Origin of the sequence: Sphingomonas sp. OK281, assembly GCF_900115295.1 — a bacterium.
Classification (GTDB): Bacteria; Pseudomonadota; Alphaproteobacteria; order Sphingomonadales; family Sphingomonadaceae; genus Sphingomonas.
Window position 1 is genome coordinate 1,019,599 of the sequence record NZ_FOVZ01000002.1, and the last position, 26,785, is coordinate 1,046,383.

At 65.0% G+C, this 26,785-nt stretch carries 28 protein-coding genes and 1 pseudogene; 17 read left to right on the forward strand and 12 right to left on the reverse strand.

The window, feature by feature from the left end; genetic code table 11:
• Positions 1 to 142: 142 nt before the first annotated feature.
• Positions 143 to 931: a hypothetical protein gene (locus BM244_RS10785; protein WP_093398859.1), complete on the reverse strand. Its 789-nt coding sequence runs from the start codon at positions 929 to 931 to the stop codon at positions 143 to 145.
• Between the two features lie 265 nt (positions 932 to 1,196).
• On the opposite strand from BM244_RS10785, the gene BM244_RS10790 reads away from it, so the two are divergent.
• The 5 genes from BM244_RS10790 to queE all read left to right on the forward strand — a co-directional run bounded on the left by BM244_RS10790 (position 1,197) and on the right by queE (position 5,927).
• Positions 1,197 to 2,387, forward strand: coding sequence for an aspartate aminotransferase family protein (locus BM244_RS10790; protein ID WP_093399112.1), 1,191 nt, complete (start codon positions 1,197 to 1,199; stop codon positions 2,385 to 2,387).
• Positions 2,388 to 2,527: 140 nt separating this feature from the next.
• Positions 2,528 to 3,448, forward strand: coding sequence for an ornithine carbamoyltransferase (argF, locus tag BM244_RS10795; protein ID WP_093398860.1), 921 nt, complete (start codon positions 2,528 to 2,530; stop codon positions 3,446 to 3,448).
• Positions 3,449 to 3,480: 32 nt separating this feature from the next.
• Complete coding sequence (locus BM244_RS10800; protein ID WP_093398861.1) at positions 3,481 to 4,398, forward strand: Hsp33 family molecular chaperone HslO; 918 nt, start codon at positions 3,481 to 3,483, stop codon at positions 4,396 to 4,398.
• A 187-nt stretch (positions 4,399 to 4,585) separates the two neighbouring features.
• Positions 4,586 to 5,290, forward strand: a complete 705-nt coding sequence (gene queC, locus BM244_RS10805) for a 7-cyano-7-deazaguanine synthase QueC (RefSeq protein ID WP_093398862.1) — start codon at positions 4,586 to 4,588, stop codon at positions 5,288 to 5,290.
• Positions 5,291 to 5,294: 4 nt separating this feature from the next.
• Positions 5,295 to 5,927 carry a 7-carboxy-7-deazaguanine synthase gene (queE, locus tag BM244_RS10810; RefSeq protein WP_093398863.1) on the forward strand — a complete coding sequence of 211 codons (633 nt, stop codon included), beginning with the start codon at positions 5,295 to 5,297 and terminating at the stop codon, positions 5,925 to 5,927.
• Positions 5,928 to 6,178: 251 nt separating this feature from the next.
• Here queE and BM244_RS10815 read toward each other — a convergent pair whose 3' ends face one another.
• The 3 genes from BM244_RS10815 to lipB all read right to left on the reverse strand — a co-directional run bounded on the left by BM244_RS10815 (position 6,179) and on the right by lipB (position 8,239).
• Positions 6,179 to 6,889: a hypothetical protein gene (locus BM244_RS10815; RefSeq protein ID WP_093398864.1), complete on the reverse strand. Its 711-nt coding sequence runs from the start codon at positions 6,887 to 6,889 to the stop codon at positions 6,179 to 6,181.
• Positions 6,890 to 7,215: 326 nt separating this feature from the next.
• Positions 7,216 to 7,482, reverse strand: coding sequence for a hypothetical protein (locus BM244_RS10820; protein ID WP_093398865.1), 267 nt, complete (start codon positions 7,480 to 7,482; stop codon positions 7,216 to 7,218).
• A gap of 103 nt (positions 7,483 to 7,585) precedes the next feature.
• Positions 7,586 to 8,239, reverse strand: coding sequence for a lipoyl(octanoyl) transferase LipB (gene lipB, locus BM244_RS10825; RefSeq protein WP_175518161.1), 654 nt, complete (start codon positions 8,237 to 8,239; stop codon positions 7,586 to 7,588).
• A 119-nt stretch (positions 8,240 to 8,358) separates the two neighbouring features.
• Between lipB and BM244_RS10830 the strand changes: the two genes are divergently transcribed.
• Both BM244_RS10830 and BM244_RS10835 read left to right on the forward strand, forming a co-directional pair.
• A complete protein-coding gene (locus tag BM244_RS10830; protein WP_093398867.1) occupies positions 8,359 to 9,219 on the forward strand; it encodes a hypothetical protein in 861 nt (286 codons plus the stop codon).
• Positions 9,216 to 9,956: a hypothetical protein gene (locus BM244_RS10835; RefSeq protein ID WP_093398868.1), complete on the forward strand. Its 741-nt coding sequence runs from the start codon at positions 9,216 to 9,218 to the stop codon at positions 9,954 to 9,956. The genes BM244_RS10830 and BM244_RS10835 overlap by 4 nt, the downstream gene beginning before the upstream one ends.
• A gap of 177 nt (positions 9,957 to 10,133) precedes the next feature.
• On the opposite strand, the gene BM244_RS10840 is transcribed toward BM244_RS10835, so the two are convergent.
• The 3 genes from BM244_RS10840 to BM244_RS10850 all read right to left on the reverse strand — a co-directional run bounded on the left by BM244_RS10840 (position 10,134) and on the right by BM244_RS10850 (position 12,194).
• Complete coding sequence (locus BM244_RS10840; protein WP_093398869.1) at positions 10,134 to 10,727, reverse strand: GNAT family N-acetyltransferase; 594 nt, start codon at positions 10,725 to 10,727, stop codon at positions 10,134 to 10,136.
• A gap of 4 nt (positions 10,728 to 10,731) precedes the next feature.
• A complete protein-coding gene (gene hemF, locus BM244_RS10845) occupies positions 10,732 to 11,574 on the reverse strand; it encodes an oxygen-dependent coproporphyrinogen oxidase (RefSeq protein ID WP_093398870.1) in 843 nt (280 codons plus the stop codon).
• A gap of 170 nt (positions 11,575 to 11,744) precedes the next feature.
• Positions 11,745 to 12,194 (reverse strand): tRNA (cytidine(34)-2'-O)-methyltransferase, encoded by a 450-nt coding sequence (locus BM244_RS10850; RefSeq protein WP_093398871.1) that lies wholly within the window; start codon positions 12,192 to 12,194, stop codon positions 11,745 to 11,747.
• Between the two features lie 192 nt (positions 12,195 to 12,386).
• Here BM244_RS10850 and petA point away from each other — a divergent pair, with 192 nt between their 5' ends.
• The 5 genes from petA (at position 12,387) to BM244_RS10875 (ending at position 16,948) form a co-directional block, all read left to right on the forward strand.
• Positions 12,387 to 12,953 (forward strand): ubiquinol-cytochrome c reductase iron-sulfur subunit, encoded by a 567-nt coding sequence (petA, locus tag BM244_RS10855; RefSeq protein ID WP_056056038.1) that lies wholly within the window; start codon positions 12,387 to 12,389, stop codon positions 12,951 to 12,953.
• Between the two features lie 10 nt (positions 12,954 to 12,963).
• Positions 12,964 to 14,295 (forward strand): cytochrome b, encoded by a 1,332-nt coding sequence (locus tag BM244_RS10860; RefSeq protein ID WP_093398872.1) that lies wholly within the window; start codon positions 12,964 to 12,966, stop codon positions 14,293 to 14,295.
• A gap of 21 nt (positions 14,296 to 14,316) precedes the next feature.
• Complete coding sequence (locus BM244_RS10865; protein ID WP_093398873.1) at positions 14,317 to 15,159, forward strand: cytochrome c1; 843 nt, start codon at positions 14,317 to 14,319, stop codon at positions 15,157 to 15,159.
• A 138-nt stretch (positions 15,160 to 15,297) separates the two neighbouring features.
• Complete coding sequence (locus tag BM244_RS10870) at positions 15,298 to 15,846, forward strand: adenine phosphoribosyltransferase (RefSeq protein WP_093398874.1); 549 nt, start codon at positions 15,298 to 15,300, stop codon at positions 15,844 to 15,846.
• Positions 15,847 to 16,210: 364 nt separating this feature from the next.
• On the forward strand, positions 16,211 to 16,948 hold the full coding sequence (locus BM244_RS10875) for a hypothetical protein (protein ID WP_254784375.1): 738 nt from the start codon (positions 16,211 to 16,213) through the stop codon (positions 16,946 to 16,948).
• A 271-nt stretch (positions 16,949 to 17,219) separates the two neighbouring features.
• Here the strand turns inward: BM244_RS10875 and BM244_RS10880 are convergent.
• From BM244_RS10880 to BM244_RS10895, 4 genes and pseudogenes are all read right to left on the reverse strand, one after another.
• Positions 17,220 to 17,680, reverse strand: a pseudogene (locus BM244_RS10880) (MaoC family dehydratase).
• 11 nt (positions 17,681 to 17,691) lie between these two features.
• Positions 17,692 to 18,873, reverse strand: coding sequence for an alkaline phosphatase family protein (locus BM244_RS10885; protein WP_254784406.1), 1,182 nt, complete (start codon positions 18,871 to 18,873; stop codon positions 17,692 to 17,694).
• A 384-nt stretch (positions 18,874 to 19,257) separates the two neighbouring features.
• Positions 19,258 to 20,895: a hypothetical protein gene (locus BM244_RS10890; RefSeq protein ID WP_254784376.1), complete on the reverse strand. Its 1,638-nt coding sequence runs from the start codon at positions 20,893 to 20,895 to the stop codon at positions 19,258 to 19,260.
• A gap of 51 nt (positions 20,896 to 20,946) precedes the next feature.
• Complete coding sequence (locus BM244_RS10895; protein ID WP_093398877.1) at positions 20,947 to 21,288, reverse strand: hypothetical protein; 342 nt, start codon at positions 21,286 to 21,288, stop codon at positions 20,947 to 20,949.
• Between the two features lie 124 nt (positions 21,289 to 21,412).
• On the opposite strand from BM244_RS10895, the gene BM244_RS10900 reads away from it, so the two are divergent.
• From BM244_RS10900 to BM244_RS10910, 3 genes are all read left to right on the forward strand, one after another.
• The gene (locus tag BM244_RS10900) at positions 21,413 to 21,652 is read left to right on the forward strand and encodes a hypothetical protein (RefSeq protein ID WP_093398878.1); all 240 of its coding nucleotides are present in this window, start codon (positions 21,413 to 21,415) and stop codon (positions 21,650 to 21,652) included.
• A gap of 710 nt (positions 21,653 to 22,362) precedes the next feature.
• A complete protein-coding gene (locus tag BM244_RS23095; RefSeq protein WP_175518162.1) occupies positions 22,363 to 22,515 on the forward strand; it encodes a hypothetical protein in 153 nt (50 codons plus the stop codon).
• A gap of 113 nt (positions 22,516 to 22,628) precedes the next feature.
• On the forward strand, positions 22,629 to 23,030 hold the full coding sequence (locus BM244_RS10910; RefSeq protein ID WP_217649111.1) for an excalibur calcium-binding domain-containing protein: 402 nt from the start codon (positions 22,629 to 22,631) through the stop codon (positions 23,028 to 23,030).
• 18 nt (positions 23,031 to 23,048) lie between these two features.
• On the opposite strand, the gene ychF is transcribed toward BM244_RS10910, so the two are convergent.
• Entirely contained in the window at positions 23,049 to 24,146 is a 1,098-nt protein-coding gene (gene ychF, locus BM244_RS10915) for a redox-regulated ATPase YchF (protein WP_056047251.1), read from the reverse strand.
• A gap of 352 nt (positions 24,147 to 24,498) precedes the next feature.
• On the opposite strand from ychF, the gene BM244_RS10920 reads away from it, so the two are divergent.
• Together BM244_RS10920 and BM244_RS10925 are read left to right on the forward strand one after the other, a co-directional pair.
• Entirely contained in the window at positions 24,499 to 25,563 is a 1,065-nt protein-coding gene (locus BM244_RS10920; RefSeq protein WP_093398880.1) for an NAD(P)-dependent alcohol dehydrogenase, read from the forward strand.
• 175 nt (positions 25,564 to 25,738) lie between these two features.
• A complete protein-coding gene (locus BM244_RS10925) occupies positions 25,739 to 26,758 on the forward strand; it encodes a hypothetical protein (RefSeq protein ID WP_093398881.1) in 1,020 nt (339 codons plus the stop codon).
• Positions 26,759 to 26,785: the final 27 nt, after the last annotated feature.

The window sequence follows — 26,785 nt, forward strand, 5'->3', positions numbered from 1 at the left end:
TCTTAAACCGACATGAATGCGGCCCAAGTTCGCCAAGCTTGCCACCACTAAGTTCGCCCGCGAAGGCCGGTGCCCAGCCTGGCCACCCGCTTTCGCGGATGAAGAATCCAGCTGGGCACCGACATCGCTTTCAGGCGATCACCTACTGCCTGTACGCCACCAGCGTCGATGTCCGGCCATATTTGATGTCGTTGACGTCGATCGTCATCTTCTTCCCATCGGGCGAGATCGTCATGACGTATTTGCCGATCACCTTGCCGTCGAGATAGTCGGTCTCGTGCAGCGTGTTGAGATCCGACTGCTTGAGCGACACCGTCGTCCAGCCGGGATCGCCGAGGACGGCGGCCGACGGGCCACCCGTCGTGGCCACGTACGATGTGCCGGTCGGCGTCGAATACGTCACGCCCTTGCCGGTCTTTTCGAAGGTGAACACTAGGCCGCTGTCGGAAACCTGGGTCTGGTTCGTCTGGCGCCACGATCCCGACGTTGCATGAGACCCCGCCGGGCCTGCCGTGACCCGCTCGCTGACCGTCGTGCCCGTGACGGCGATACCGTTGGCGGCGCTGGTATCGTTGAACACCGTGGTCATCGAACTATTGTCGGCGGACAGCGTCGCGGTGGCGTCGCTCATCGGCTTGCCGCCCTTGCTCGTCGTATATTTGACGGTGGCCGGATCGACGACGGTCACCGACATCGCGTCGTAATAGGCGTGGCCGGCGACCGGATGCGGCGCACCGTCGGCGGCGATCTTGACCACGGGGATGCAGCTCGAGCAGGTATAGACCCCCTGGTCGATCAGTGCAGCCGAAGGTTTGGTCGAGAGCGCGCTTTCCTTGATGTCGCCCTTCCAAGTTCCGGTGAAGGCGTCTTTGGCGTAGGCGGGCGACGTCGTGGCGAGCAGAAGTGCGATACACTGTAATGTTCTGGACATGGTGATCTCCCCTATTGTGCGGCGGGGTGATTCGAATCGAATCAAAGCGCACAGGATCCTGGCACCACGTCCTGATGATCATGCGCCTCTTCTGCCGAGTGCGGCAAGAGCTATGGTGAAATCATACGCCGCAGGCGGGTCGCCGTTCGCCGGGCCGTTCGCCTCGGGATGCTACGCGGTTGTTGCTCCCGGCGGCGCGCGCTCGTATCAGGCGGTTCGGGCGGCCGCTAAGGGTCGCCCTCGCTGTTTGAAGGAGCTTGCCGTCGTGACCATCACCCCGCTCATGCCCGTCTACCCGCGGTGTGGCGTGCGTCCGGTCCGAGGCGAGGGCGCGTACCTCTTCGGCGAGGACGGCCAGCAGTATCTCGATTTCGCCAGCGGCATCGCGGTCAACGCACTCGGCCACGCGCATCCGCACCTGACCAAGGCGATCGCCGAGCAGGCCGCGACGCTGATGCACGTGTCGAACCTGTACGGGTCGCCGCAGGGCGAGCATCTCGCGCAGCGCCTGGTCGACAATACCTTCGCCGACACCGTGTTCTTCACGAATTCGGGCGCCGAAGCGGTCGAGTGCGCGATCAAGACCGCGCGGCGCTATCACTTCGCCAACGGCAACCCGCAGCGTCACACGCTGATCACGTTCGACACCGCGTTCCACGGGCGTACGCTCGGCGCGATCTCGGCGACCAATCAGGCGAAGATGCGCGACGGGTTCGAGCCGCTGCTGCCGGGGTTCGCCTATGCGAAGTTCAACGATCTCGAAGGCGCGCTCGCGCTGATCGACGACAACACCGCGGGCTTCCTGGTCGAGCCGATCCAGGGCGAGGGCGGCATCCGCCAGGCAAGCCACGAGTTCCTCACCGGCCTGCGCAAGGCCTGCGACGAGCACGGCCTGCTGCTGGTGCTCGACGAGGTCCAGTGCGGCTATGGGCGCACCGGCAAGTTCTTCGCGCATGAGCTGTACGGCATCACGCCGGACATCATGGCGGTCGCCAAGGGCATCGGCGGTGGCTTCCCGCTCGGCGCCTGCCTCGCGACCGAGGAGGCCGCCAAGGGCATGGTCGCCGGCACGCACGGCTCGACCTATGGCGGCAACCCGCTGGCGATGGCCGCGGGCGAGGCGATCCTCGACGTGATGCTGGAGGACGGGTTCCTCGAGAACGTCACGGCGATGGGCGACCGGTTGCGGCAGGGGCTCGAACAGATGATCCCGAACCACGATCATCTGTTTGACAGCGTTCGCGGCACCGGGCTGATGCTCGGGCTGAAGCTCAAGAGCGACAGCCGTGCGTTCGTCGCGTTCGCGCGCGACAATCACAATCTGCTGCTGGTGTCGGCGGGCGAGAACGTCGTCCGCATCCTGCCGCCGCTGGTGATCGACGAGAGCCACATCGCCGAATGCATCGACAAGCTGTCGACCGCCGCGCGCGTCTACGTACCCGCCGCCGACGATTGAAACTGATCCTCCCCGGTACGGGGAGGGGGACCATGCGAAGCATGGTGGAGGGGGATCGCCCCGCAGCGTAGCGCTCGTGGAGGTCCCCCTCCACCCCGCCCTGCGAGCGCGGTCCCCCTCCCCGTGCCGGGGAGGACATTATGACCCGCCATTTCCTGAATCTCACCGACGCCGGCGCCGACGGCATCGCCGCGATGCTCACCGACGCACTCGACCGCAAGGCCGCGCGCGCCGGCTTCCCCAAGGGCCGCGCGGACTCGGATGCGCCTCTCGCCGGCCACACGCTCGCGATGGTCTTCGAGAAGAACTCCACCCGCACGCGCTTCTCGTTCGACATGGCGATCCGCCAGCTCGGGGGCACCTCGATCGTCTCCGATGCCGGGTCGATGCAGCTCGGTCGCGGCGAGTCGGTCGCCGATACCGCGCGCATCCTGTCGGGCTATGTCGACGCGATCATGATCCGCACCGACGATCACGCCAAGATCGAGGAGATGGCGCACTACGCCTCCGTCCCGGTCATCAACGGCCTGACCGACGCGTCGCACCCGTGCCAGATCATGGCCGACCTGCTGACGATCATCGAGAGCGCCAAGACGCTGCCCGGCCTCAAGGTCGCGTGGCTGGGGGACGGCAACAACGTGCTCGCCTCGATCGTCGAGGCGGCCGGGCTGATGCAGTTCGACGTCGTCGCGGCGTGCCCACAGGGGTATATGCCGACCGACGCGGACGTCGCGCTCGGCAAGGGCCGCGCCAAGGTCGTCGCGACGCCCCGCGAAGCGGTCGAGGGCGCGGACATCGTCGTCACGGATACCTGGATCTCGATGGGGCAGGCGCATGCCGATACCAAGCTGGCAGCGCTCACCCCGTATCAGGTCGACGCGGCGCTGATGGCACTCGCCAAGCCCGACGCGAAGTTCCTCCACTGCCTGCCCGCGCACCGCGGCGAGGAAGTCACGCCAGAGGTGATCGACGGCCCGCAGTCGCTGATCTGGCAGGAAGCGGAGAACCGCCTCCACGCGCAGAAGTCGGTGCTGCGCTGGTGCTTCGGCCAGATCGGTTGACCTGAACGGGCAGGGTCACCATCTGGCGGACGATGAACGATACGCCAAAATTCGACCCCAACGTGACCGATCTCGACCGCGCGCTGGCCTTCGCGATCCCAGCACGCAGTGCCCGCGGCCGGATCGTCCGGCTCGGCACCGCGCTCGACGAAGTGCTCGCCGCGCACGCCTATCCGCCGGCGATCGAGAAGCTGCTCGCCGAGGCGCTCACGCTCGCGGCGCTGATCGGTTCGACGCTCAAGGATTCGAGCGGCCAGCTAACGATGCAGACGCGCACCGACAACGGCGTCGTCCAGCTGCTCGTCTGCGACTATCGCGGCGGCGAAGTGCGCGGCTACATCGAATACGACGCGGACAAGCTCGCCGAGGCCCCCGCCGAGCCGTCGCTGTTCGCCCTCTTCGGCGCCGGCTATCTCGCGATCACGTTTGACATGGCGACCAGCAACGAACGCTACCAGGGCATCGTCCCGCTCGACGGCGACACGCTGTCGCAGGCCGCGCAAAGCTATTTCACGCAGTCCGAACAGATCCCGACGATGATCCGCACTGGCATGGCGAAGGGCCCCGACGGTCGCTGCATCTCCGGCGGGCTGTTCCTCCAGCATCTGCCCGAGGGCGAGGATGGGCGCGAGCGGCTTCACACCAAGCTCGACCACCCGGAATGGGAGCATGTCGCGACTCTCGGCAGCACGATCGGCACGGACGAACTGACGGACGCGACCCTGCCGCTGGAAACGCTGGTCTGGCGCCTGTTCAACGAAGAAGAGGACGTCCGCATCCTCGCGGATATTCCGATCACGCGCGGGTGCCGGTGCGATCCCGAGTATATCGCGGGCGTGATCTCGAAATTCCCGTTGGAGGAACGCCAGTCGATGGCGGACGAAACCGGCTTCATCATCGTCGACTGCGCGTTCTGTGCGAAGAAATTCCCTGTACCCGTAGTCGCTTAACGTCTTGGTCAAGCGCCACAGGTAAGGAATTAACGCCCTATTTACTTATGTTGGGTATAGACGGGGCTGTGCTTTTTATTCGGCACGTTTTTTCTCCCTTGTGGCGCGGTTCGCGCCAACCTCAGGGGCTGCCTCACCGGGCGGCCCCTTTCTTTTTGTCCGCCGCTGGCCTAGCGGACATCGCATCATGACATCTTCTGCTCCCTTTGCGGTCGCCCTCGTCTCGGGCGGGCTCGACTCCATGGTATCCGCCGCCCTGGCGCGCGAAGCCGGCCAGCGCCTGCTCGCGCTGTCGTTCGACTATAACCAGCGTCACCGTATCGAACTCGACGCCGCCCGCCGCGTCGCCACCGCACTCGGGGCCGAACGTCACATTGTCCTGCCGATGGACCTCTCCGCGTTCGGCGGGTCCGCACTGACCGCCGACATCGACGTGCCGAAGGACGGCGCCGGCACCGAGGATGGCGGCGGCATCCCGGTGACCTACGTCCCGGCCCGCAACACGATCTTCCTCAGCCTCGCGCTGGGCTGGGCGGAGGCGGCGGGCGCGCGCGACATCTATATCGGCGTCAACGCGCTCGATTATTCGGGCTATCCCGATTGCCGCCCGGAGTTCATCGCCGCGTTCGAAGGCCTTGCCGAACTCGCGACCAAGGCCGGCGTCGAAGGCGAACCGTTCCGCATCCAGGCCCCGCTCCAGATGATGACCAAGGCCGACATCGTCCGCGAGGGCACGCGTCTCGGGCTCGATCTGGGCCTCAGCTGGTCGTGCTACGATCCAACGCCTGCCGGTGAGCATTGCGGCGAGTGCGACAGCTGCCGCCTACGTTCGCGCGGCTTCGACGAGGCGGGGATCGCCGATCCGACACGCTACGCCGTCAAGCCGGCCTGACGCGATGAGCTACGCCGTCAAGGAGATGTTCCTCACGCTGCAGGGCGAGGGCGTGAACGCCGGCCGTCGCGCGGTGTTCGTGCGGTTCGCCGGCTGCAACCTGTGGTCGGGCCGCGAGCAGGATCGCGCGACCGCGGTCTGCAAGTTCTGCGATACCGAGTTCGTCGGCACCGACGGGCTCGGCGGCGGCAAGTTCGCCGATGCACAGGCGCTCGCGTCCGCGGTAGCGAGCTTCTGGGGGGAGGGGGCACGCGACCGCTTCGTCGTCCTGACCGGCGGCGAGCCGATGCTCCAGATCGACGACGCGATCGTCGATGCGCTGCATGCGCAGGGCTTCCGCATCGCGATGGAGAGCAACGGCACGATCCCGGCGCATCCCGGTATCGACTGGGTCTGCATCAGTCCCAAGGCGGGGAGCATTGTCGTTCAGCGGTCGGGGCATGAACTGAAGCTGGTCTGGCCGCAGCCGGGCAGCGATATCGACGAGGTCGAGACCTGGGATTTCGCGAACTTTCTGCTCCAGCCGCTCGACGATCCGCGGGCCGATGCGAACCGCGAGGCATGCGTGGACCTGGTCATGGAACGCCCGCAATGGCGGCTGTCGCTCCAGACGCACAAGCTGCTCGGCCTGCGCTAACGGCGTGGCGCGCGCGACGTGTCGCACACAGCGCGAAGACACGCATCCCGCCCCATCCGTCGTCCCAGCGAAAGGTGGGATATTCCCGTGTAGCTTCGGTCATCCGACCCGAGAAATGCCCCAGCCTTCGCTGGGGTGACGGGTGGGGGCGGCAGGAATGCGTGGCCAGCCAATCTTCAGTCGGCCACGATAACAGTCCTCAGCCAGTCAGGACCCGGCCCCCAGTCCGCACCGAGGCGGTCCTCGACCGACTAGCGCGTCGCCATACCCATGCCGACCGGCGGCCAGTTCTGCGCGCCGCATTTCTTCTCGACCCATTCGCCCTTCTTGTTCCAGCAGACCGGATCGAGGCGGATCATCATCGGGGTCGCCCGGTCGCTACCGATATAGCGCGGGAAGCGCTGTTCGCCCCACGGGATCAGGCTGTTGCGAAGCTCGCGCGACCGCTCCAGCGCGACGTCGGCGAAATGCCCGCGCGGCGCGAACACCGCGTCGCGACCGATCGAGGCCGCGGTCTGGCAGAAGCCATATTGCGCCGCGACCGTGGCGAAGCTCGAATAGGTCCGCGTGCCGAACTGGTCGAGCGCCGCCTGGCCCGCCTTGACGCCCGCCGCCTTGTTCACGCGCAGGAAATACTTCGTCAGCGTGTCGAACGAACCCTTCAACTCGTCGCCGTGATCGGCCAGGATCGAGTTGTAGTTCGGCACGGTCAGCAAGGTCGGCTCGAACTGGCACTGCAACGCCGCCACGTTCAAGGCCGCGCGCATATGCCACACGAGAGCGGCGCGCACTTCGGTCGGCGTCGCGCCCGGCAGGGGCTGGCCCAGATCGGCCTCGTCGCCGACCACAGCCGCACCCGAGAAATCACGGGATTTCAAAAAGAACTGCGCCGACGCCGACTGCGCCACCGCGATCCCGCTCGACGCAACGCAAAGCGCGAGCGCGGTACGCAACACTTTCATTTCAACCTCCCCAGGGGCACTTCTAGTCCACGAATCTAAAGCGTTTCGCGAAAACTCCCAAGCGATTTTAACCTTTTGTGACGATCGATTCGACAACGTCGCCGCGATCCCCGGCGCCTCGATTCGTCGCATCCGAAACGAGTCATCGAGACTGCTTGAGCAGCGGCCCCAAAGCTTGCTGGCGGCCCGTACGTCCCCCGTGCAAATGATCGCGCGATACGGCGTCTTGCGCGCAAACGGAAAAGGCCGCCCGGTTGCCCGGACGGCCCTTCACATCGCGTAGTCCTGTCGGAAACTACCCGCCGAGGCGGGTAATCCCCACGGGATTACATTGCGTTGTTGGTTACCATTGCGTCGTTCGACATCATCGTGTCGTTCGCCATCATGGTGTCGTTGGCCATCATGCCACCGTTCGACGCGCCGTCGACTGCGGTCATGTTGTCGGTCATGGTGTCCATGCCTTCAGTGGCGTTCATGTCGGTGACCATCGTGTTGTCGGTCGTCGTCTCGGTCTTAGGACCGCACGCCGAAACGGCGAGTGCTGCGCTGGCGATCAGCGAACCGGTCAGGACCTTGGAAATGAGTGCACGCATGTGGAAGCTCCCTAGATAGAGGATTTGGCTGGCTGCTCGCCCTTAATACCCAAATCGTAGTGGACATTAATCCGATAACGCTTTGCCCTCAAGCCTCGTTTTCTCAAGGACAAGAAACTGTTTCAAGGAAAGCATCGGCCGTCAACGCCAGGGCCGCGTCGAAAGTTGCAAGGTCGGCTGGAATGCCGAGCGTTTGCAGGCTGGTAACGCCGTATTCGGGCAGGCCGCAGGGCACGATACCCCCGAAGTGCGACAGGTCGGGGTCGACGTTGACCGAGAAGCCGTGGAGCGTCACCCAGCGCTTTACCCGCACGCCGATCGCCCCGATCTTGGCCTCGCGTCCCCGGTCCAATGTCCAAATCCCGACCCGGCCATCGACCGCGAACGCCTCGACGCCGAGTTCGCCCAGCGCCGCGATCACCCAGGATTCGAGCGCGTGGACGTAACAGCGCACGTCGCGCCCGCGCTTCGTGAGATCGAGCACGACATAGCCGATCCGCTGGCCCGGCCCGTGATAGGTGTATTTCCCGCCTCGCCCGGTCGGGATCACCGGAAAGCGCGCATCGATCAGGTCGCCCGGCTCGGCGCTGGTCCCTGCCGTGTAGACCGGCGGGTGTTCGAGCATCCACAGCAGTTCGCGCGCCGCGCCGGTGCCGACTGCGACCGCGCGCGCCTCCATCTCGGCCAGCGCGTCCGCATAGGGGGTAAGGCCGGCGCTGGTCCGCCATTCGATATCGGAGAGGGGAGGGGTGGTCACTGAACTCAATTGCGCACCCGTGCCGCAAGTTGCAACTGCGACGCGCGTTTCAACCCATGTGGTCAAGCGCGAGGGCTTGGGCTACCTCGCGCAGGAACGGGAATGACGGGAGCACGGGCATGGCGACGACGGGCGCGACGACGGACATGGTCAACGCACGCGTGAAGATGGGAACGGTCTGGGATCGCACGATCGAGGTGCTCAACGGACGCACCGGCATGATCGCGCGGATCGCGGTGCTCGGCATGTTGGTGCCGACGGTCGTGCGCGACGGGTTCGTCGCGTTCTCGTCGCGGGCAAACCCCGTTTCGATGCTGGTCGGCGCGATCCTGGCGATCGGCGCGCTCGTCGCGATGATCTGGGCACAACTCTCGATCGTCGCGATCGCAACCGATCCGGCGGTCGATGCCGCGTCTGCGCGTCGCCAGGGGAGCGCGCGCGTCCTGCCGGCGTTCGGCATCACAGTCCTGCTGACGATCGTCGCGGTCCTGCTCGCGGTGCCGCCGATCGTCGTGCTGGTCCAGTCCGGTTTCGACTTCTCCGCCGCCGCCAATGGGTCCAGCGCGCAGATGACGCCGCCCAGCGTCGGTGCCGCCAGCTTCACCGCGCTCTACGGGCTGGCCTATCTGCTCGTCCTGATCTGGGTCGGTGCGCGACTGGTCTTGCTCAATCCCGTCATCCTCAACGAACGCCTCGGCGTTGGCGCGATCCGGCGGTCGATCCAGCTGACCAAGGGGATGACGTGGCGGATCATCGGGGTCCTCGTGCTGTTCTGTATCGTCCTGCTGGTCGCTACCGGGGCGGCGCAGTCCGTCACGGGTATCGTCTTCCGTCTCGTGCTAGGCGCGGATTCCATCACGACGGCGGCTTTCCTCGCCGGGGTTGCCGGATCGATCGTCACCACCGCCTTCACGGCACTCGCCGCCGTCTTCACCGCGCAGCTCTATGTCGCGACCAGAGAGAAACACGCCGTTCCATGAAGCTCGATTTCGCGACCGTCCTCACCGATGCCTGGACGCTGTTCAAGCGCGACCGCGACCTGTTGCTGCGGATCGCCGCGCCGTTCCTGTTCCTGCCCGCCTTCGCGCTCGCGCTGGTCGTTCCCGATCCGCCGATGCCCGATGCCGCGGCGGGCAATAACGAGGCGCAGGCGATGGTCTGGGCCGACGCGGTGCAGACCTGGGCCGCGGCGCATGGCGGCTGGTATCTGCTCGCCTATGTGATGAGCTTCTTCGGGACGTCGCTGTTCTACGCGCTGTATCTCGATCGCGATCAGCTCGACCTGCGTGCAGGCCTGACGCGCTGCCTGCGGATCTTTCCGCGCTTCCTGCTGGCGATGGTGATCGTGTCGCTGCCGGCGGGGGCAGGGCTGCTGTTGTACGCGGTTCCCGGCCTCTACATCCTCGGCCGGACGATGCTGACCGGCCCGGCGCTGTTCGCCGAAGCGCCGCTCGGCGCGCTCGGTGCGATCCGCCGCAGCTTCACGCTCAGCCGCGGCGCGGGCCTCCCGCTCATGGGGCTGGCGGCGTTCAGCTACATCAGCGGCTGGCTCGCCGGCGCGCCGTTCATGATGCTGGATCGTGCCTTGCGCGAAGGCGGGCAGGCCAACCCGGTCGCGCTGGCGATCGTCGATGCCGGCGCCGCGGTGGCGGCGATGGCAGCCGGCATAGCGATGGCCCTGATAGCGATCTCCGCCTACCGCCGCCTGGCGAAGTAGGGCGGACCCCGTCTAATAGAACAGCACCTCCCCGGCGGAGGCCGGGGCCCAGTTGGAAAGGTCGCAGTAACGACGCGCGACCTCCGTTAGCAACGTTTCCCAACTGGACCCCGGCCTGCGCCGGGGAGGTAAACGTGGTTGGAATGGGATAGTCGACGAACCAAGCCAGAGTGGCTGCTACCCCCGCTTACCCAGATACGGGATCTGCGGCGCCGTCTCCGGCGGCAACAACCCGGAAGCGCGCGGATCGGGAAACGTCTCGATCGTCCGCTTCACCGCCACGAACCCCTGCGCTCGATAAAACCCCAGCGCGCTCGGATGATCCAGCGTGCAGGTATGCAACCACACCCGCTCCACCCCCTTCGCCCAGGCTCGCGCACAAGCCTCGGCCATCAGCCACCGCCCATGCCCTTGCCCGGCCAGCTCCGGGATCAACCCAAAATACGAAATCTCGCAAGCGCCCGCCTCGCGGAAATCGAGTTCGAGCATCCCGACCTCGATCCCCGCCGGGTCGAGCACCGCATACACCGCGATCCCCGGATCGTGCACGATCGCCGCCAGCGCATCGTCCGCCATCACCAGCCGCGAGAACCACAGCCAAGGGCTCCCCACCCGCCGGAACAGCGCGCGGTATTTCTCCAACGCCGGCCGCTCCCATCGCACCAGCCGCAACCGCGACCCCAGGCTCGGCCGCAGCGGCAGTCGCGTCCGCATCTCCAGCGTAGTGACGATCGTCGCAAGGACGTCGTCGGCAACCGGGATCAGCGCCATGTGATCACGACCACGTAGCGCGAGGCGGCAGGCTCATCAGGATCGCATCGATATTGCCACCGGTCTTGAGCCCGAACAGCGTCCCCCGGTCATAGACGAGGTTGAACTCCGCATAGCGCCCGCGCCATTCGAGCATCCGCGCCTCGTCGGCCGCATCGAACGGCGTATCCATCCGCCGCCGCACGATCCGCGGATACGCATCGAGGAACGCCTCGCCGACATCGCGCGTGAACGCGAAGTTCGCGTCGAAATCGCCGTCGAGATGATCGAAGAAGATCCCGCCGACACCGCGACTGACCTTCCGGTGCGGGATGTAGAAATACGTCTCCGCCCACTCCCGAAAGCGCGGGTAGTGCGCCGGATCATGCGCGTCGCACGCCGCCTTCATCGTTGCATGAAAGTCGGCCGTGTCCTCCTCGATCGGCAGCGGCGGATTGAGATCGCCCCCACCACCGAACCAGCGCTTGGTGGTGTTGAGGAAGCGGCAGTTCATGTGCACCGCGGGCACGTGCGGGTTGGTCATGTGCGCGACCAGGCTGATCCCGGTCGCGAAGAAGCGGGGGTCTTCGCCCGCCCCGTGGATCGACTTGGCGAAGTCGCCTTCGAACGTGCCGCCGACAGTCGAGACGTTGACACCGACCTTCTCGAACACCTTGCCCTTCATGACACCGCGGACACCGCCACCACCGGGTTCGCCCGACGGATCGATCCGGTCCCAAGGGGTGTATTCGAAGCTGGCGTCGGAACCCGCCTCCCGCTCGATAGCCTCGAACTCCGCACAGATGCGATCGCGCAGCGATTCGAACCAGTGACGGGCGGCGGCTTGCTGGGGGTCGAAATCGGTCATGGAGGAGTCTTTACCGCCGGCAAGCGACGCTTGAAAGACACGACACTTCTAGCTCCCCTCCCTGGAAGGGAGGGGCTGGGGGTGGGTCGGCTTCCGCACATCCGAACGCTAGCGACACGAGCGGGCCGACCCACCCCCGACCCCTCCCTTCCAGGGAGGGGAGCAGAAGCTCAAGTCGGCCAGCCACCCGTCTGCCGCAACGCCTCCGCCGCAACGATCCCCGTCGCCACGGAGATATTCATCGACCGCAACCCAGGCCGCATCGGGATCAGCACCCGCACGTCGGCGCGCGCGTGCACCTCCTCCGGCACCCCAGTCCCCTCGCTACCCATCAGCAACACGTCGTCGCTACGAAACTCCGCAACATCCAGCCGCACCGCGCCCTTCGTCGTCAGCAACACGATCCGCCCGCTCACCTGGGCAAGAAACGCGTCCCAATCGACATGCCGCACCACGTCGACCGCCCCGACATAATCCATCCCCGAGCGCGCCACCGCCTTCTCGCTCCAGGTGAATCCCATCGGTTCGATCAGGTCGACGCCGATCCCCATGCACGCGGCGGTGCGCAGGATCGCGCCGACGTTTCCGGCGATATCGGGCTGATACAGGGCAATTCTCATGCCCGATCCCCTAGCAAGGCGGTAACCCAAAGCAAAATGCAGTTGGCAAACCCGCACCCCGCCGTCTATCAAAGCGCAGCCTCCGTGGGGACGGTCGGGCGGATTGGGGATATGGTTTCGCGAAACCGAAAGCCCAGCCCGTCACGAAAAAAATAACGTGCAAGGGCGAGATGAATGGCGACAGTCGACGACATGGTTCCCCCCGGCGAATCGCCAGAGCCGTTTCACGAAGAGGCCCATGATCCTCGCCGCCGTGATTTCATCAATATCGCCGCCGTCTCGTTCGCCGGCGTCGGCGCGATCGCGATCGTCCTGCCGCTGATCAACCAGATGAACCCGAGCGCAGACGTGCTCGCACAGTCGACCACCGAGATCGACCTGTCGAAAATCCTCCCCGGCCAGGCGATCAAGACCAGCTTCCGCAAGCAGCCGCTGTTCGTGCGCAACCTGACGCCGAAGGAAATCTCGGAAGCCGACGCGGTCGACATCTCGACGCTGCGCGATCCGCAGACGCTCGAGCAGCGCACCAAGGCGGGCAAGAAGAACTGGCTGATCACGCTGGGCGTCTGCACGCATCTCGGCTGCGTCCCGCTCGGCGCCGGCGAGGGCGAGAACAAAGGCCCGTTCGGCGGCTATTTCTGCCCGTGCCACGGCTCGGCCTACGATACCGCCGCGCGCATCCGCAAAGGCCCCGCTCCGTCGAACCTCCACGTTCCGGACTATGCCTTCAACTCCGACACCGTCGTCACGGTAGGCTGAGGAAAACGACATGAGCTTTCCCTGGGCCAAGCAATACGAACCGAAGCTGCCGCTGACGCGGTGGCTGGATGAGCGGCTTCCCGTTCCCCGGCTCGTCTACAATTCACTCGGCGGCGGCTATCCCGTCCCGCGCAACCTCAACTATTTCTGGAACTTCGGCGTGCTCGCCGGCGCCGCGCTGGCGATCCAGATCGTCACCGGCATCGTCCTGGCGATGCACTATGCCGCCAACGGCGCGGTCGCGTTCGACTCGGTCGAGAGCATCATGCGCGACGTCAACGCGGGCTGGTTCCTGCGCTACGCCCACGCGAACGGTGCCTCGATGTTCTTCATCGTCGTCTACACGCACATCTTCCGCGGGCTCTATTATGGCTCGTACAAGGCGCCGCGCGAGATGGTGTGGCTGCTCGGCGTGGTCATCTTCCTGCTGATGATGGCAACCGCGTTCATGGGCTACGTGCTTCCCTGGGGCCAGATGAGCTTCTGGGGCGCACAGGTCATCACCGGGTTCTTCTCGGCGATCCCGCTGGTCGGCGACACCATCCGCATCTGGCTGCTCGGAGGATTCGCACCGGACAACGCCGCGCTGAACCGCTTCTTCTCGCTGCATTACCTGCTGCCGTTCGTGATCGCGGGCGTCATCATCCTCCACATCTGGGCGCTGCACATTCCCGGCTCGAACAACCCGACCGGCGTCGACGTGAAGGGCGAGCAGGACACCGTCCCGTTCCACCCCTACTACACCGCGAAGGACGGCTTCGGGCTCGGCATCTTCATGCTGATCTTCGCCAGCCTGCTGTTCTTCTTCCCGAACTATCTCGGCCACCCGGACAACTACATCCCGGCGAACCCGCTTTCGACGCCTGCGCACATCGTCCCCGAATGGTATTTTTGGCCGTTCTACGCGATCCTGCGCGCCTTCACCGCGGACTTCATCCTGCCGGCCAAGCTCTGGGGCGTGCTGGCGATGTTCGGCTCGATCCTGCTGCTGTTCTTCCTTCCCTGGCTCGACAGCTCGCCGGTTCGCTCGATGAACTACCGTCCCAAGGCGCGGATCGCGTTCTGGGTGCTGGTCGCGGACATCTTCGTGCTCGGCTATTGCGGTGGCGCGCCGGCCAACGCGTTCTACGTGATCCTCAGCCAGATCTGCGCGGCCTATTATTTCGCGCACTTCCTGATCATCCTGCCGATCATCTCGCGTTCCGAGCGGCCCCGGCCGCTGCCGAACTCGATCACCGAGGCGGTGCTGAACAAGCATGGCGGCACCAGCCCGGCCCACACCGCGCTGTCGACCGCGCCCACGTCGCATGGTGCGCCCTCCGCGCCGCACGCCGCGCACTGATACGAACTCGAGGACACACACATGGTTCGTCTCATCGCATCCTTCGTCGGCGCGGCCTTCGTGCTGGTGCTCGGTATCGCGCTCTTCGGCAGCGTCTCGGGAGTCATCACCGACCCCGTCGCGCCGACCGCGGAGAGCGTCGCGCACAAGCACCCGAAGGAACTCGAGCTCGCCTCCAATGGCGTGTTCGGCAAGTTCGACCGTCGCCAGCTCCAGCGCGGGTTCCAGGTCTACAAGGAAGTCTGCTCGGCCTGCCACTCGCTGCGGCTGGTGTCGTTCCGCGACCTGACCAAGATCGGCTATACCGACCCCGAGGTTAAGGCGATCGCCAACCAGTGGGTGATCGAGCAGCCGTCGATCAACCCGGAGACGGGTGAACCGGCAACGCGCAAGAATATCCCGTCGGATCGTTTCCCGTCGCCGTTCGCCAACGAGATCGCCGCCCGCGCCGCGAACAACAACGCGCTGCCGCCCGATCTCTCGCTGATCACCAAGGCGCGCGAGGACGGCACCGCCTATGTCCACTCGTTGCTGACCGGCTACACGACGCAGCCCGCCGCGCTGTTGAAGGAATTCCCGGATATCAAGACGCCGACCGGGCTCCACTACAACCCGTATTTCGCGAACCTCAATATCGCGATGCCGCCACCGCTGACGTCGGATGGACAGGTGACGTATGCGGACGGCACGAAGCCGACGATCGACCAGATGTCGACCGACGTGTCCGCGTTCCTGACCTGGACCGCCGAGCCCAATCTCGAGGCGCGTCATGCCGCCGGGTTCGCGTCGATCATCTTCATCCTGATCTTCTGCGGCCTCGCCTGGGGCGCGTACCAGAACGTCTGGCGCGACGTTAAGCATTGATGACGGCCGGGCTCCCGCGGTAAGGGCGCACGGATAAAGGGAGCGGCGGACGGGCGAGGAGCCCGATCCGCCGCTTTCGTTTTGGCCATAGCGTGACGTCGCGATACGGCCGCCGCTCCGTGCGAAAAGGGAACGCCCATGTCCGATACCAACGAGCGCAACGCCGATCTTAAAGCCCTGATCCGCACCATCCCGGACTTCCCCAAGCCCGGCATCCAGTTCCGCGACATCACCACCTTGCTGCTCGACCCGCACGGCTGGGCGACCGCGATCGAACGCATGGTCGCGGCGGTCTCCGGCCCCGTCGATCTCGTCGCCGGCATCGAAGCCCGCGGCTTCCTCTTCGCCGCCGCCTTGGCCGCACCGTTGAAAGCCGGTGTCCTGCTGATCCGCAAGGACGGCAAGCTCCCCGGCGCCACCATCGCCGAGGACTACGCGCTCGAATACGGAACCGACCGCATCGCGATCCACGCCGATGCGTTTGCCCCTGGCGCCCGCGTCTTGCTGGTCGACGACCTGATCGCCACCGGCGGCACCGCCCGCGCCGCGGTCCGCCTCCTCCACAAGGCGGGCGCGGTCGTCACGCAAGCGCAGTTCCTGGTAGACCTCCCCGATCTCGGCGGCGCGGACGCGCTCCGCGCCGACGGCATCGAAGCAACCGCGCTGATCCACTTCCCCGGCCACTGACGCGCGCTTGCCGACGCACGCTACCTAATGCAGGTCACCTGATAATGGTCACGCGTACCCCAATACGGCACCACCCCGCGCGTAGGCCGGGGCCCAATTGGGAAACGTTGCTAACGGATGGCTGCGCGCCGTTACCTCTTTTGTCGCTATTCGACCCCGGCCTTCGCCGGGGAGGTATTGAGGTAGCGGTTTGCTTCATGACTTGATCGCCGCGAATGCGATGCCGGGTTAGGTTAAGCACAGGCGCACTCCCGCCAATCCCAAACCCCGTCAGACCCCATTCATGGAACTTGCGATACACCGACTCCGTTGTGCGATGAATGGCGGCGCGTTGTGTCCGCTCTCCACGTACGGGAGACTCTCCATGTTTATGAAGCGCTTCGGCATTATCGGCCTGGCCTTGGGCCTTGGACTGGGCGTCGCGGGTTGCACCGACGGGTACGGCTATGGCGGTGCGGGCGTCGGCTATGCCAGCGATCCCTATTACGGCGGGGGCTATGGCGACGGCTATTACGGCGCAGGCTATGGCGGGTACGGCGGTAGCTATGACGGCTTCGCCGGTTACGGTGGCCTGAACTCCTATTACGGCTGGAGCGGCGATTATTATTATCCCGGCTCGGGCGTCTACGTCTACGATCGCTATCGCCGCCCGCACCGCTGGAATGGCGATCAGCAACGTTACTGGCAGGGCCGCCAGCAATATCGCGGCAACCGCAACGATGGCGGTCGCGGCAACTGGGGCGGGTTCGGCAACCGCGGCAATGGTGGCCGAGACGGCGGCTGGCGCGGCAACCGTCCGGGGTACCAGGGCAACCCCGGCACGCCCGGTCAGGGCCAGTTCGGCAACGGCCGTCCCGGCCGCGGCGACGATCGCGGACGTGGTCCAGGTCGTGGCCAGTTTGGTCAACCCGGCCAGCCTCCGCAGCCCGGCCAGGTCGCCAACCCACAGCAACCCCAAGCCCAAGGCGGCTTCCGCGGCAATCGCGGCGACGGCGCATTCCGAGGCAATCGCGGCGGCGGCGGCCAGCGCTTCGGCGGTGGACGGCAAGGCGGCGGTCGTCAGGGCGGCGGCAACCGCGGCGGCGGTCGTCCAGCGCAGTAAGTAGAGCAGGTTTGGTTCACGCGAAGGCGCGAAGGCGCGAAGATAAGGATTAGTTGTTCACGCGGAGACGCGGAGACGCGGAGATTAGTTCAGGAACGGCACGGGTCACTCATCACGGCAGTGAAGCTCACGACGAAGCTCTGCCATACTAATTCTCTCCGCGTCTCCGCGTCTCCGCGTGAACAAATCTTCTCTTAGCGCCGTCGCGCCTTCGCGTGAATATCAAGGCATCAAGCGAGACCCGACGTCGTGATGGGCAAAAGCCCGAAAATTAACCGGCCGGCGCTTCCGTCGGGCGCGTCGCGACGAGGCCATTAGACACGAACGTCATCACCATAACGTCGTCCTGATTGAACACCCGCATCCGGCTCTTGAAGATCCCCATCTCGGGCCGGCTCGCCGACACGCGCTTCTCCAGGATCTCGTTTCTCAGCGCAGAGTGTCCCCCGGATACACCGGCTTCACCCACTTCAATTCGTCGATTCCCGGCGACCCGAGCCCCGCCTGCTGGTTCTCCTTCAGGTTCGCGACCACCATCGACATCACCATCGCGCACGTATGCCAGCCGCTCGCAGACAGCCGCCCGAAATGCGTCTGCGCGGCGGCTGCGTCGGACAGATGAAACGGCTGCGGATCGTATTTCGCCGCGAAGTCCATCACCTCCTCGCGCGTGACCGCGTAGGAACCGAACGCCGCGGTCCAACCGACCTCGATATCCTCGAAATACTGCACAACCTCTCCTCTTATCGTTGCAGCACCTTCTGGAAGGGTGCGTCGGTGCCGTCCAGCCCCGCTTCGGCCGGCAACCCGATCAGATCACGCAGCAAAGGCTCGATCGCAACGTTGTCGAAGCTCGCAATCGTCTTGCCCGCCAAGAACGCCGGCCCGTTGGCGATGAACAACGCGCGCATCTCCGGCGCCATGTTGTCATACCCATGCGAACCGCCGCTCGACGCCTTGGTCGGCGCGCTCGGATCGACCCGCCAGCCGACATCGGCGAGACACAGATAGCTCGGCACGCGCGGATTGTGCCCATAATGGAACCGCGCCGGGATCTCGCCCTTCCGCCAGCATTGCAGGTGGTCGTGCGGCTTCAGCAAGCGCGCCTCCAGCGCCGCCTCATGCCCCGGCACCGCGAACAAAGTCGCGTACGGCCCCGTCTCGACCGTGCGATAGTCCGCCTTGTACGCGATCGCGTCGAGCGCCACCACTCGCGTGCTGCTCGTCGCCGCCATCCCGTGATCGGCGACGATAACGAGATTTGCCGTCTGCCCCAGCGCGGCAAGCCCGTCGACCAGCGCGCCGATGCTCGCATCGACATCCGCGACCGCCTGAGTCACGCCCGCGCTGTCCGGCCCACCCGCATGACCAGCGCTGTCGACCGTATCGAAATACAGCGTCACCAGTTTAGGCCGGATCGTGGCCGGCCGCCGCATCCAATCGAGTACCGCATTGACCCGCTGCGTCCCCGACACCTGCTGGTTGAACTGCTGCCAGTCCTCCGGCCGCGTCCCGCCCTCGATCGCACCGTGACTGTCGGGCTTCACCGTGCCGCCCACCGCGACGTTCGCGCCCGGCCAGAACATCGTCGCCGTCCGAATGCCCGCCTTCTCCGCATCGACCCAGATCGGCGAACTCTCGCTCCACCAGAACGGATCGTCGGTCGCCATCGTGAAGCTCTCGCCCGGCCGCGCGGGATCCTCCATCTTGTTGCCGACGATCCCGCTGCGATCGGGCCGCAGCCCGGTCACGAGCGTCCAGTGATTGGGAAAGGTGATGCTCGGAAACGACGGCCGCATGCTCGCGAACACGCCGCCCGCGCGGAGCCGGTTCAGATTGGGTGTCACCCCCCGGTCGAGATAATCCGGCCGGAAACCATCGATCGACACGAGAATCGTAACCGGCGTCCGAGTCTCGCCCGGCATCGCAGCCGCCGCCGTCGTGGCCGGAGCAGGCGTGGTCACCGGCGCAAGGGCAGGGGGCGTATACGGATACGCACACCCGGCGAGCGTCAGCCCGAGTGCAGAACCGAGGAGAGCCAGCGCGTTCTTCATCATAACCGTTCGTCCCGACCAAGTGGCGACTTCGCGCGGTCCTTACTCGGCACGAACGGCGAGCGAAAGCGACCGTTTGCATGGGCTAGCTGGCCGTCCCAGGGGAAGCCCCCCCCGGCGAAGGCCGGGGCCCAATTGGGGGACGTTGCTGATCGGCGTTGCGCTTCGTTACCGCCGCCTACCCAACTGGACCCCGGCCTCCGCCGGGGAGGTAAAGAGAGGTGGCGCCCGCAACACTCGGCACGAGCCGTCGGCCTACAACCCCACCGCCAACTTGCTGAACAACGTCCAGCTCACCGGCGTCTTCCCATACGCCGCCTCCAGCGCCGCCGGCTTCGCATACGCCGCCACAGTCCCGCCAAGCGCCAACCCAAGCGGCCCGACGATCGGCACCCGATACGCATACCCGACCTCCGCTTTCGTCACGCGAAACTTCCGATCATGCAGCGGATCGCCCTCGTCCGGAAACAGCTCGTCATTGGCGACGTTCTCGAGCCTGCCGAACACCGCATGCCGCGCCGAAAGCTCGTACGTAGCCTCCGCCAGGAACGCGCTCAGCTTCTCCCCCGGCACGCGGTCCTTGAGACTATACGCAAACGTCGTCGCCAGCCCGCCCCGCGCATATTGCACGCTCGCGGTCGAGCGGTTCTCGTCCTCGCCCGGATGCTGCGCCTCGGGCTCCTTCAGATGGCCATGGCTCACCTGCACCGCCCAGAACGGCGACGGCGTCCACGTCCCGCGCACGCTCCACGAATCGAGCCGCGGAGTCTCGATATTCCAGCGATGCTCGTCCGGCTCGCGCCCCTTGAACGCCGACCCCTCCAGCTGGAACGCGGGCGTCGCATACCCCGCCGTCACCACGCCGTAGGTGATGTGCGTCGAATCGAACCAGTGATGCGTGATCGGCGACATCGGCTGATACCGCGCCGACCCCCGGTGCATGAACGCGCTAGGCCCCAGCGCCGGCTCGCCAACCGGCCCGCCATACAGGAACACCGTGTTGCCGTTCCCCAGCCGGTAATCGACCTTCGCGGCGAGCTCCATGAACAGGTCATGCGGATGCTGCCGATCGACCAGCGGCCGGTCGTTCGCCAGCTCACCCGTCGCGAACAGATTGGTATAGCCCCGCGCGCCCATCAGCGGCTCGAGGCTGTTCATCGTCCGCAGCTGGATATGGAACCGGTCGCCCAGGTCGCGATCCGCCATCAGCATCGCCATCGACTGAACGAACGCCTCGCTCTTCCCGCGCGGTCCCCCCTGGTCGGTCGCGACGCCCCACGCATAGCCATGCGCCATCAGCATCCACTCGCCCGCCTGGATCATATACCCGCGCATCGGCCCCTCGGCCGCCGGCAGCCGCGACGTCCCGCTACCCTGGCTATAGAACCCGGCCGACGTCCCCATCGCCATCCCCGCCATCGCGGATCCCGCCGGCATCTTCGCCACCGCCGCATCGGACGCCGCGCGGTACGCCGGGTCGGCGATCATCGCATGCCCCGTCGCGCCATGATCGATCGCCATCCCGGGCATCGCCGAGTGGTCCATCTGCGCATGATCCATGCCGGGCATAGCCTCGGGCATCGCAGACGGCGTGGCTGGGGTCGGAGGAGCGACCGGAGCAGGGTGGCCCATCGCAGAATGGTCCATCGTCGAATGATCGACAATACCCTCAGACTGCGACGGACGAGCCGTCCGGGCAGCCGAACGCTTAGCCACCGGCCGCGACTTGACCTTCTTCACCGTCTTCTTGGGCACCGCATCCGGCATCGTCATGCCCGGCATCGACATGGCATGTTGCGCCACCACGGCAACCGGCAACGCCGCCCCCACGACACCGCCCGCAAGCAGCATCGCCCTCACGGCCCCAGCCGTGAGAAACCTCGATCGAGTCATCACTATATCCTTGGAAAAGCCCGAAAATCACGGTGCCTCGGCACCCGACGATCAAGCCTCTCGCGGCGGCCGCAAGGCCGGCGCGACGCCAGCCCCAAGATCCAGCACCGCCGCCCGCTCGGTCACCATCACCGGCTCCCGCAACGCCACGCCGAGAACCCGAGCGGCATTCCAGTTCGAAGGCGGCACGCACCCGATGCACCCATGCAGCGGCGTAGCCTTCCGGTCGGGCGCCTCGTGATCTGGCATAGCCTCGTGCGTCCCGCTCATCGCCGCCATGTCCATGACGACGGCATGCCCCCGCGCAGCAGACGCATCATGACACGCCGCCGGCGCCACCGCAGGAAACGCAAACGCAGCAAGGAGCAAAGCCAGGATCAGGCGCGCGAGCATGCCGCCGGTCTAACCCCGCGCACGTCCCGCCACAACCTCGCAGTCTTCCGTCGAACGCAGCTAAGCCGTGGTCGCACCAAATCGCCGACTTGCCCGAAACCCGCGAAAGGTTCAGCCTCGGCGCATGAAGACCCCAACGCACCCCGAACGAACCAAAACCCCAAGCGCCCCCGCCGCCAAAGTCTCGATCAGGATCGGCAAGCGCACGACCCTCGACGCTTCAATGACCACCGCCGGTCTTCTGTCGGTCGGCGCGCTCGTATCCAGCATCCTCCTGTCCAGCGCAGTCATAGTCGCCGCGGCAGGTCGCAAGGCCGCAAGACGGCCACTGGCATTGCCTGATCATACCAAGACCGACGCCTAACGCCCATAGTCGGTCATTCGTGTGCCGATGTAGGTTGCCCGTTAGCCGCCATTCATTCAGTCTCTGCGCATGCCCACCGACGCCGATCGTGATGAACTTGAACTCCGCGTTAGCGACGTCGCATACGAAGTTGCGGACTTCGCATGGGCTGATCTCGCGGAACGCGTTCCGATCGGGACTACCTACACGCGACCGCAGAACGAGGGGCCGTATATGTCGGTCACATGGGATGCGGATTGGAAGGAGGGGGTTGGTGGCCCCATCCTTATCAAGATCCAAGGCTTTCTGGACCCCAAGCACGAGGTGCCGGCTTGGGGGACTGGGGAGATCATCCGCAAGCGGAGCTTTCTCGACATACTCTTGCGGCGACCCCATCGCACATCAATCAAACCGCCAAATAGCATAGGCACAGGGGATTGCAGCCAGTGCGGGCATGCGATCGGCTACCACCATGCTGGCACGGCAGAGCAGATGCTTTGCACTGTCGATGGCTGTGAATGTTCTGGCTACGACGAAGGAGCGATGCCTCGAAGCTGGAGGCCAGAGGGCCGATATGGGCGGGAATCGTCCTAAAGCAGCCAGTCCGCTTTCCTCTCCAACCCGGCCATTCATGATGCAAAAATCAAAAGTTTTGCATCAACGACGGGCGCAAAGCAGCCGGTCGGCTTCCGCCCAATTGCGGACGACTGCCACTCTGCTACGATCCAGCGATGGATGATGTAATGTTCATCGCTTGGGCCGGAACCATCGTTGAGTATGTCGACGAAAGGTATGGTCGCGCAGCAGCTTGGCTAGCCGCTTTGATGATGCTGATCGTGTTTGTGGCGTTGATCACCGGATTGATCTGGTGGTTTTCGCGCTAAAGACGGATGGCAGCTATCCTCTCCATAGCAGACATCGCGTTGTTGCCGTCTCGCCCTTGGGGCAGCAGCCACCGATAAATATTCGTCAACCAGTAGGCCCGTATAGTGGCGTCATGGAGCGTTCCTTTATCGCGGTCACGGCGATCGCCTCGACATTGATGTTTGCCGGTGTCTGGAAAGCCACTGAGCCGCAGCCGATTCCTGCCCCGGCTATCGTCGATACCAAGGCGGTCCCCGATATGGTGATTGCCGCGCCGCCGGTGGTGCGGCGGCACGCCGTCGCGCCTGCACGACGCGTAGCAGACGCCGAGCCCTACAACGTCGTTCGACCGGCTTTTGGATCATCGCCACCGGCCCGCCCTTCAACCAGCTCCCAGTCGGAAAGCTCGGTATTCTACCGCGGGTGCCGCGAAGTGCGGGCGGCGGGGGCCGCACCGCTACATCGTGGCCAGCCAGGCTATCGTGCCGGCATGGACGGTGACGGCGACGGGATCGCCTGCGAACCCTATCGCTGACCCGCCGCCGCCAAATCCTCAGCTATGCAGGAAGTGCATCACGTCGCCGTCGTGGACGACGTAGGCCTTGCCTTCCGCGCGCAGCTTGCCCGCCTCGCGAGCCTTCGATTCCCCACCCAGCGCGATGAAGTCGTCGAACGCGATCGTCTCGGCGCGGATGAAGCCCTTTTCGAAATCGCCGTGGATCTCGCCCGCCGCCTGCGGTGCGGTCGCGCCCTCGTGGACGGTCCAGGCACGCGCTTCCTTCGGGCCGACCGTGAAGAACGTCAGCAGATGGAGCAGCTTGTACCCGGCGGTGATGACGCGCGCGAGGCCGGTCTCCTCCAGCCCCAGCTCGCCCAGGAATTCGCCGCGATCCTCGGCGGGCATCGTCGCGATTTCCGCCTCGATCGCCGCCGACACCACGACCGCCTCGGCGCCCTCGGCCTTCGCCTTCTCGAACACCCGCGCCGACAGCGCATTGCCGTTCGCCGCATCGCCCTCGTCGACGTTGCACACGTACAGCACGGGCTTCGCGGTCAGCAACTGCGCCTGCGCGAACACGCGCGCCTCGTCTTCGTCCTTCGGCACGGTCAGCCGCGCGGGCTTGCCTTCGCGGAGCAGTTCGAGCGCCTGGCCAAGCACGGCCGCACCGATCTTGGCCTCCTTGTCGCCCTGCATGCCCTTCTTGGCGAGGTTGGGGACCCGCTTCTCGAGGCTTTCGAGGTCGCTCAGCATCAGCTCGGTGTCGACCGTCTCGGCGTCGGCGATCGGATCGACCTTGTTGTCGACATGCGTCACGTCGCCGTCCTCGAAGCAGCGCAGCACGTGGACGATCGCGTCGACCTCGCGGATGTTGCCGAGGAACTGGTTGCCGAGCCCTTCGCCCTTCGACGCGCCGCGTACGAGGCCGGCGATGTCGACGAAGCCCAATTGCGTCTCGATGATCTTCTGCGATCCGGCGATCTTCGCGAGCGCGTCGAGCCGCTTGTCGGGCACGCCGACGTTACCGACGTTCGGCTCGATCGTGCAGAACGGATAGTTCGCCGCCTGCGCCGCGGCCGTCTCGGTCAGCGCGTTGAAGAGAGTGGACTTGCCGACGTTCGGCAGCCCCACGATGCCGCAGCGAAAACCCATGATATGCCCTTGGTATAAGAATGTGGTGGCGCTTTAGGGCAGGGCGGCAAGGAAGGCCAGTGGAGGCCGCGCACGGCCCGTGTTTGCAGTCCTGCTCCCCTCCCGGGAAGGGAGGGGCTGGGGGTGGGTAGGCCAGCTTTGGCCGCAACCGTTCCCCGATCCGGACACAGACCCACCCCCAACCCCTCCCTTCCAGGGAGGGGAGAAGCCCACGCCTTGCGGCACGGTTCCGCGTCCCTCCTGATCGACCCACTCGATTGCCGCAGTGCAGCAAAATAATCATACCGGTCGGTAGTTATTATATGGTCGCCACTTATATCCCGATCCCAGCTCGAGATAGATCAGGAACTTCATGACCACGACCGCCCATGGCTACGCCGCGCAATCCCCCGAAACCCCGCTCGCCCCGTTCAGCTTCGAGCGCCGCGAGCCCGGCAAGACCGACGTCGCGATCGACATCGCATTCTGCGGCGTCTGCCATTCCGACCTCCACACCGCCAAGGGCGAGTGGGAAGGCACGCTCTACCCCTGCGTCCCCGGCCACGAGATCGTCGGCCACGTCACCGCCGTCGGCAGCGACGTCACCAAGTTCAAGGTCGGCGACGTCGTCGGCGTCGGCTGCATGGTCGATAGCTGCGGCGAGTGCCCGTCGTGCAAGGACGGCGAGGAGCAATATTGCGAGACCACCGGGTTCGTCGGCACGTATAACGGCCCCGATCCCGTGCTGGGCGGCCACACCTTCGGCGGCTATTCGGACAAGATCGTCGTCGACCAAGGCTTCGTACTGAAGGTTTCGCATCCCGAAGCCGACCTCGCCGCGGTCGCGCCGCTGCTCTGCGCCGGCATCACCACCTATTCGCCGCTCAAGCACTGGAAGGTCGGCCCCGGCCAGAAGGTCGGCATCGTCGGTCTCGGCGGTCTCGGCCACATGGGTGTCAAGATCGCCAACGCGATGGGTGCCGAGGTCTATGTCTTCTCGACCTCGCCCAACAAGCGCGACGATGCCAAGCGTCTCGGCGCGAAGGACCTGATCGTGTCGAAGGACGAGGCCGCGATGGCCGAACACGACAACAGCTTCGACTTCATCCTGAACACCGTCGCAGCGAGCCACAACCTCGACACGTTCACCGCGTTGCTCAAGCGCGACGGCACGATGACTCTGGTCGGCGTCCCCGAGCACGCGCATCCGTCGCCCTCGGTCGGCAACCTGATCTTCAAGCGCCGCGCGATCGCCGGCTCGCTGATCGGCGGCATCGCCGAGACGCAGGAGATGCTCGATTTCTGTAACGAGCACGGCCTGGTATCGGACATCGAGATGATCCGCATGGACGAGATCGAACCCTCGTATCAGCGCATGGTGAAGAGCGACGTGAAATACCGCTTCGTCATCGACATGGCTTCGATGAAGACGGCCTGATGGGAAGCCGGCCTTTCTGACTGGAAGGGCCGGCAGTTCTTTCAAGTTTCGGAAGCTAACCTATTTCGTCAGTATTGTACCAATCGAACTTAAATACTGCTCCGTAATCGATCATGTTTTCGGCATAACTCGTAGATTAGCGTAGTGTGTGACCTCGAATAGTCGGGGCGTCGCAATGTACAAGAAAATCACTGCATTTGTGCTTATCGCGGCGATGACAACGGGATGCGGCCCGATATTGCGGGATGTCCGTCACCCAGGGGGGTATCCCGGATATCTGCTCGATAAGCGAACATTCGATGCGTCGAGATCGAAGCAGTTGCAGTTGTTCAGGGCGGCACTGATCATGGCGATGGCGGCCCGGATGGGCACCGCCACCATTCGGGACGGTAAGGATGCGGACGCCTTCGTCGATTATCTTGCCGCCGCTGCGGACGAGATTAATTATGCAGGTGCAAGTCTCTATCCGGTCGACGGGCAATTGCCCTGCAAGGTTAAGGGTAAGAACCCATATCTTTCTCCGATCAATGGGCTTCCGACGCTACCGCCTGCAAACTATGTCGCGTGCACTGGCGGCTATTATAGCTTGTTTGAAAGCGACGTGCCGATGATGGAAGCGCGGATATCAAGGCTGATGCTGGCCGCTCTACCTGAGGAGCGCGTTCGATCGTTTTTGCAGGATTCGGCGAAGGGCAATGTCTTGTCGGCTGGATTGAACGCGATCAGGGCTGTCTCGGAAGCCGCCGGCGGATTGCACCGTGCCACGGGTGTCTATCGCACTGGTATGGAAGTGGTGGCGGCGAACATGACGACCTGCAAGCCGAAATCGGGCCGGCCAATTAACACATTGGGTGCCAACACAGCGCTTGCGTCAAAAGACGCGATCGAGGCGCAGGAACATTCGACCGTTTGGGATGCCGTGGAGTGTATGGGGTTGTCGCACGATGACCTCTTCTCCAGCCCAGACGAAGCGAAGGGAACGGAGCTAGGGAAAACCGTCAGCGTCAGCAGTTTCGACGCGATCATGCATATTGCTCGCACGGCCTGCAAGCGGCTGCAGATCAACACCGATATGAAACCTATGGCCCCGAACCTGACTGCATCTGAAATTGCAGGACGAGTTACAGTTCGAGACGACCAGTGCCGCCATGTTGTATTCAAACCCCAAGCTCGACCGGGCAGCGAGCTTCATTGAGAAGCGCGAGCACCAGAGATCGAGCAT

What these genes read in the sequence shown, in the direction of transcription:
- BM244_RS10890 (WP_254784376.1), bottom strand. Translation starts at nt 20,895, where the DNA reads ATGACTCGATCGAGGTTTCTCACGGCTGGGGCCGTGAGGGCGATGCTG.
- BM244_RS10870 (WP_093398874.1), top strand. Translation starts at nt 15,298, where the DNA reads ATGTCCGATACCAACGAGCGCAACGCCGATCTTAAAGCCCTGATCCGC.
- BM244_RS10875 (WP_254784375.1), top strand. Translation starts at nt 16,211, where the DNA reads ATGTTTATGAAGCGCTTCGGCATTATCGGCCTGGCCTTGGGCCTTGGA.
- BM244_RS10865 (WP_093398873.1), top strand. Translation starts at nt 14,317, where the DNA reads ATGGTTCGTCTCATCGCATCCTTCGTCGGCGCGGCCTTCGTGCTGGTG.
- BM244_RS10850 (WP_093398871.1), bottom strand. Translation starts at nt 12,194, where the DNA reads ATGAGAATTGCCCTGTATCAGCCCGATATCGCCGGAAACGTCGGCGCG.
- BM244_RS10785 (WP_093398859.1), bottom strand. Translation starts at nt 931, where the DNA reads ATGTCCAGAACATTACAGTGTATCGCACTTCTGCTCGCCACGACGTCG.
- BM244_RS10910 (WP_217649111.1), top strand. Translation starts at nt 22,629, where the DNA reads ATGGAGCGTTCCTTTATCGCGGTCACGGCGATCGCCTCGACATTGATG.
- BM244_RS10925 (WP_093398881.1), top strand. Translation starts at nt 25,739, where the DNA reads ATGTACAAGAAAATCACTGCATTTGTGCTTATCGCGGCGATGACAACG.
- BM244_RS10895 (WP_093398877.1), bottom strand. Translation starts at nt 21,288, where the DNA reads ATGCTCGCGCGCCTGATCCTGGCTTTGCTCCTTGCTGCGTTTGCGTTT.
- BM244_RS10900 (WP_093398878.1), top strand. Translation starts at nt 21,413, where the DNA reads ATGAAGACCCCAACGCACCCCGAACGAACCAAAACCCCAAGCGCCCCC.
- argF (WP_093398860.1), top strand. Translation starts at nt 2,528, where the DNA reads ATGACCCGCCATTTCCTGAATCTCACCGACGCCGGCGCCGACGGCATC.
- BM244_RS10830 (WP_093398867.1), top strand. Translation starts at nt 8,359, where the DNA reads ATGGCGACGACGGGCGCGACGACGGACATGGTCAACGCACGCGTGAAG.
- petA (WP_056056038.1), top strand. Translation starts at nt 12,387, where the DNA reads ATGGTTCCCCCCGGCGAATCGCCAGAGCCGTTTCACGAAGAGGCCCAT.
- BM244_RS10815 (WP_093398864.1), bottom strand. Translation starts at nt 6,889, where the DNA reads ATGAAAGTGTTGCGTACCGCGCTCGCGCTTTGCGTTGCGTCGAGCGGG.
- BM244_RS10840 (WP_093398869.1), bottom strand. Translation starts at nt 10,727, where the DNA reads ATGGCGCTGATCCCGGTTGCCGACGACGTCCTTGCGACGATCGTCACT.
- BM244_RS10885 (WP_254784406.1), bottom strand. Translation starts at nt 18,873, where the DNA reads ATGCCGGGCGAGACTCGGACGCCGGTTACGATTCTCGTGTCGATCGAT.
- ychF (WP_056047251.1), bottom strand. Translation starts at nt 24,146, where the DNA reads ATGGGTTTTCGCTGCGGCATCGTGGGGCTGCCGAACGTCGGCAAGTCC.
- queE (WP_093398863.1), top strand. Translation starts at nt 5,295, where the DNA reads ATGAGCTACGCCGTCAAGGAGATGTTCCTCACGCTGCAGGGCGAGGGC.
- BM244_RS10800 (WP_093398861.1), top strand. Translation starts at nt 3,481, where the DNA reads ATGAACGATACGCCAAAATTCGACCCCAACGTGACCGATCTCGACCGC.
- hemF (WP_093398870.1), bottom strand. Translation starts at nt 11,574, where the DNA reads ATGACCGATTTCGACCCCCAGCAAGCCGCCGCCCGTCACTGGTTCGAA.
- BM244_RS10835 (WP_093398868.1), top strand. Translation starts at nt 9,216, where the DNA reads ATGAAGCTCGATTTCGCGACCGTCCTCACCGATGCCTGGACGCTGTTC.
- BM244_RS10860 (WP_093398872.1), top strand. Translation starts at nt 12,964, where the DNA reads ATGAGCTTTCCCTGGGCCAAGCAATACGAACCGAAGCTGCCGCTGACG.
- BM244_RS23095 (WP_175518162.1), top strand. Translation starts at nt 22,363, where the DNA reads ATGGATGATGTAATGTTCATCGCTTGGGCCGGAACCATCGTTGAGTAT.
- queC (WP_093398862.1), top strand. Translation starts at nt 4,586, where the DNA reads ATGACATCTTCTGCTCCCTTTGCGGTCGCCCTCGTCTCGGGCGGGCTC.
- BM244_RS10820 (WP_093398865.1), bottom strand. Translation starts at nt 7,482, where the DNA reads ATGCGTGCACTCATTTCCAAGGTCCTGACCGGTTCGCTGATCGCCAGC.
- BM244_RS10920 (WP_093398880.1), top strand. Translation starts at nt 24,499, where the DNA reads ATGACCACGACCGCCCATGGCTACGCCGCGCAATCCCCCGAAACCCCG.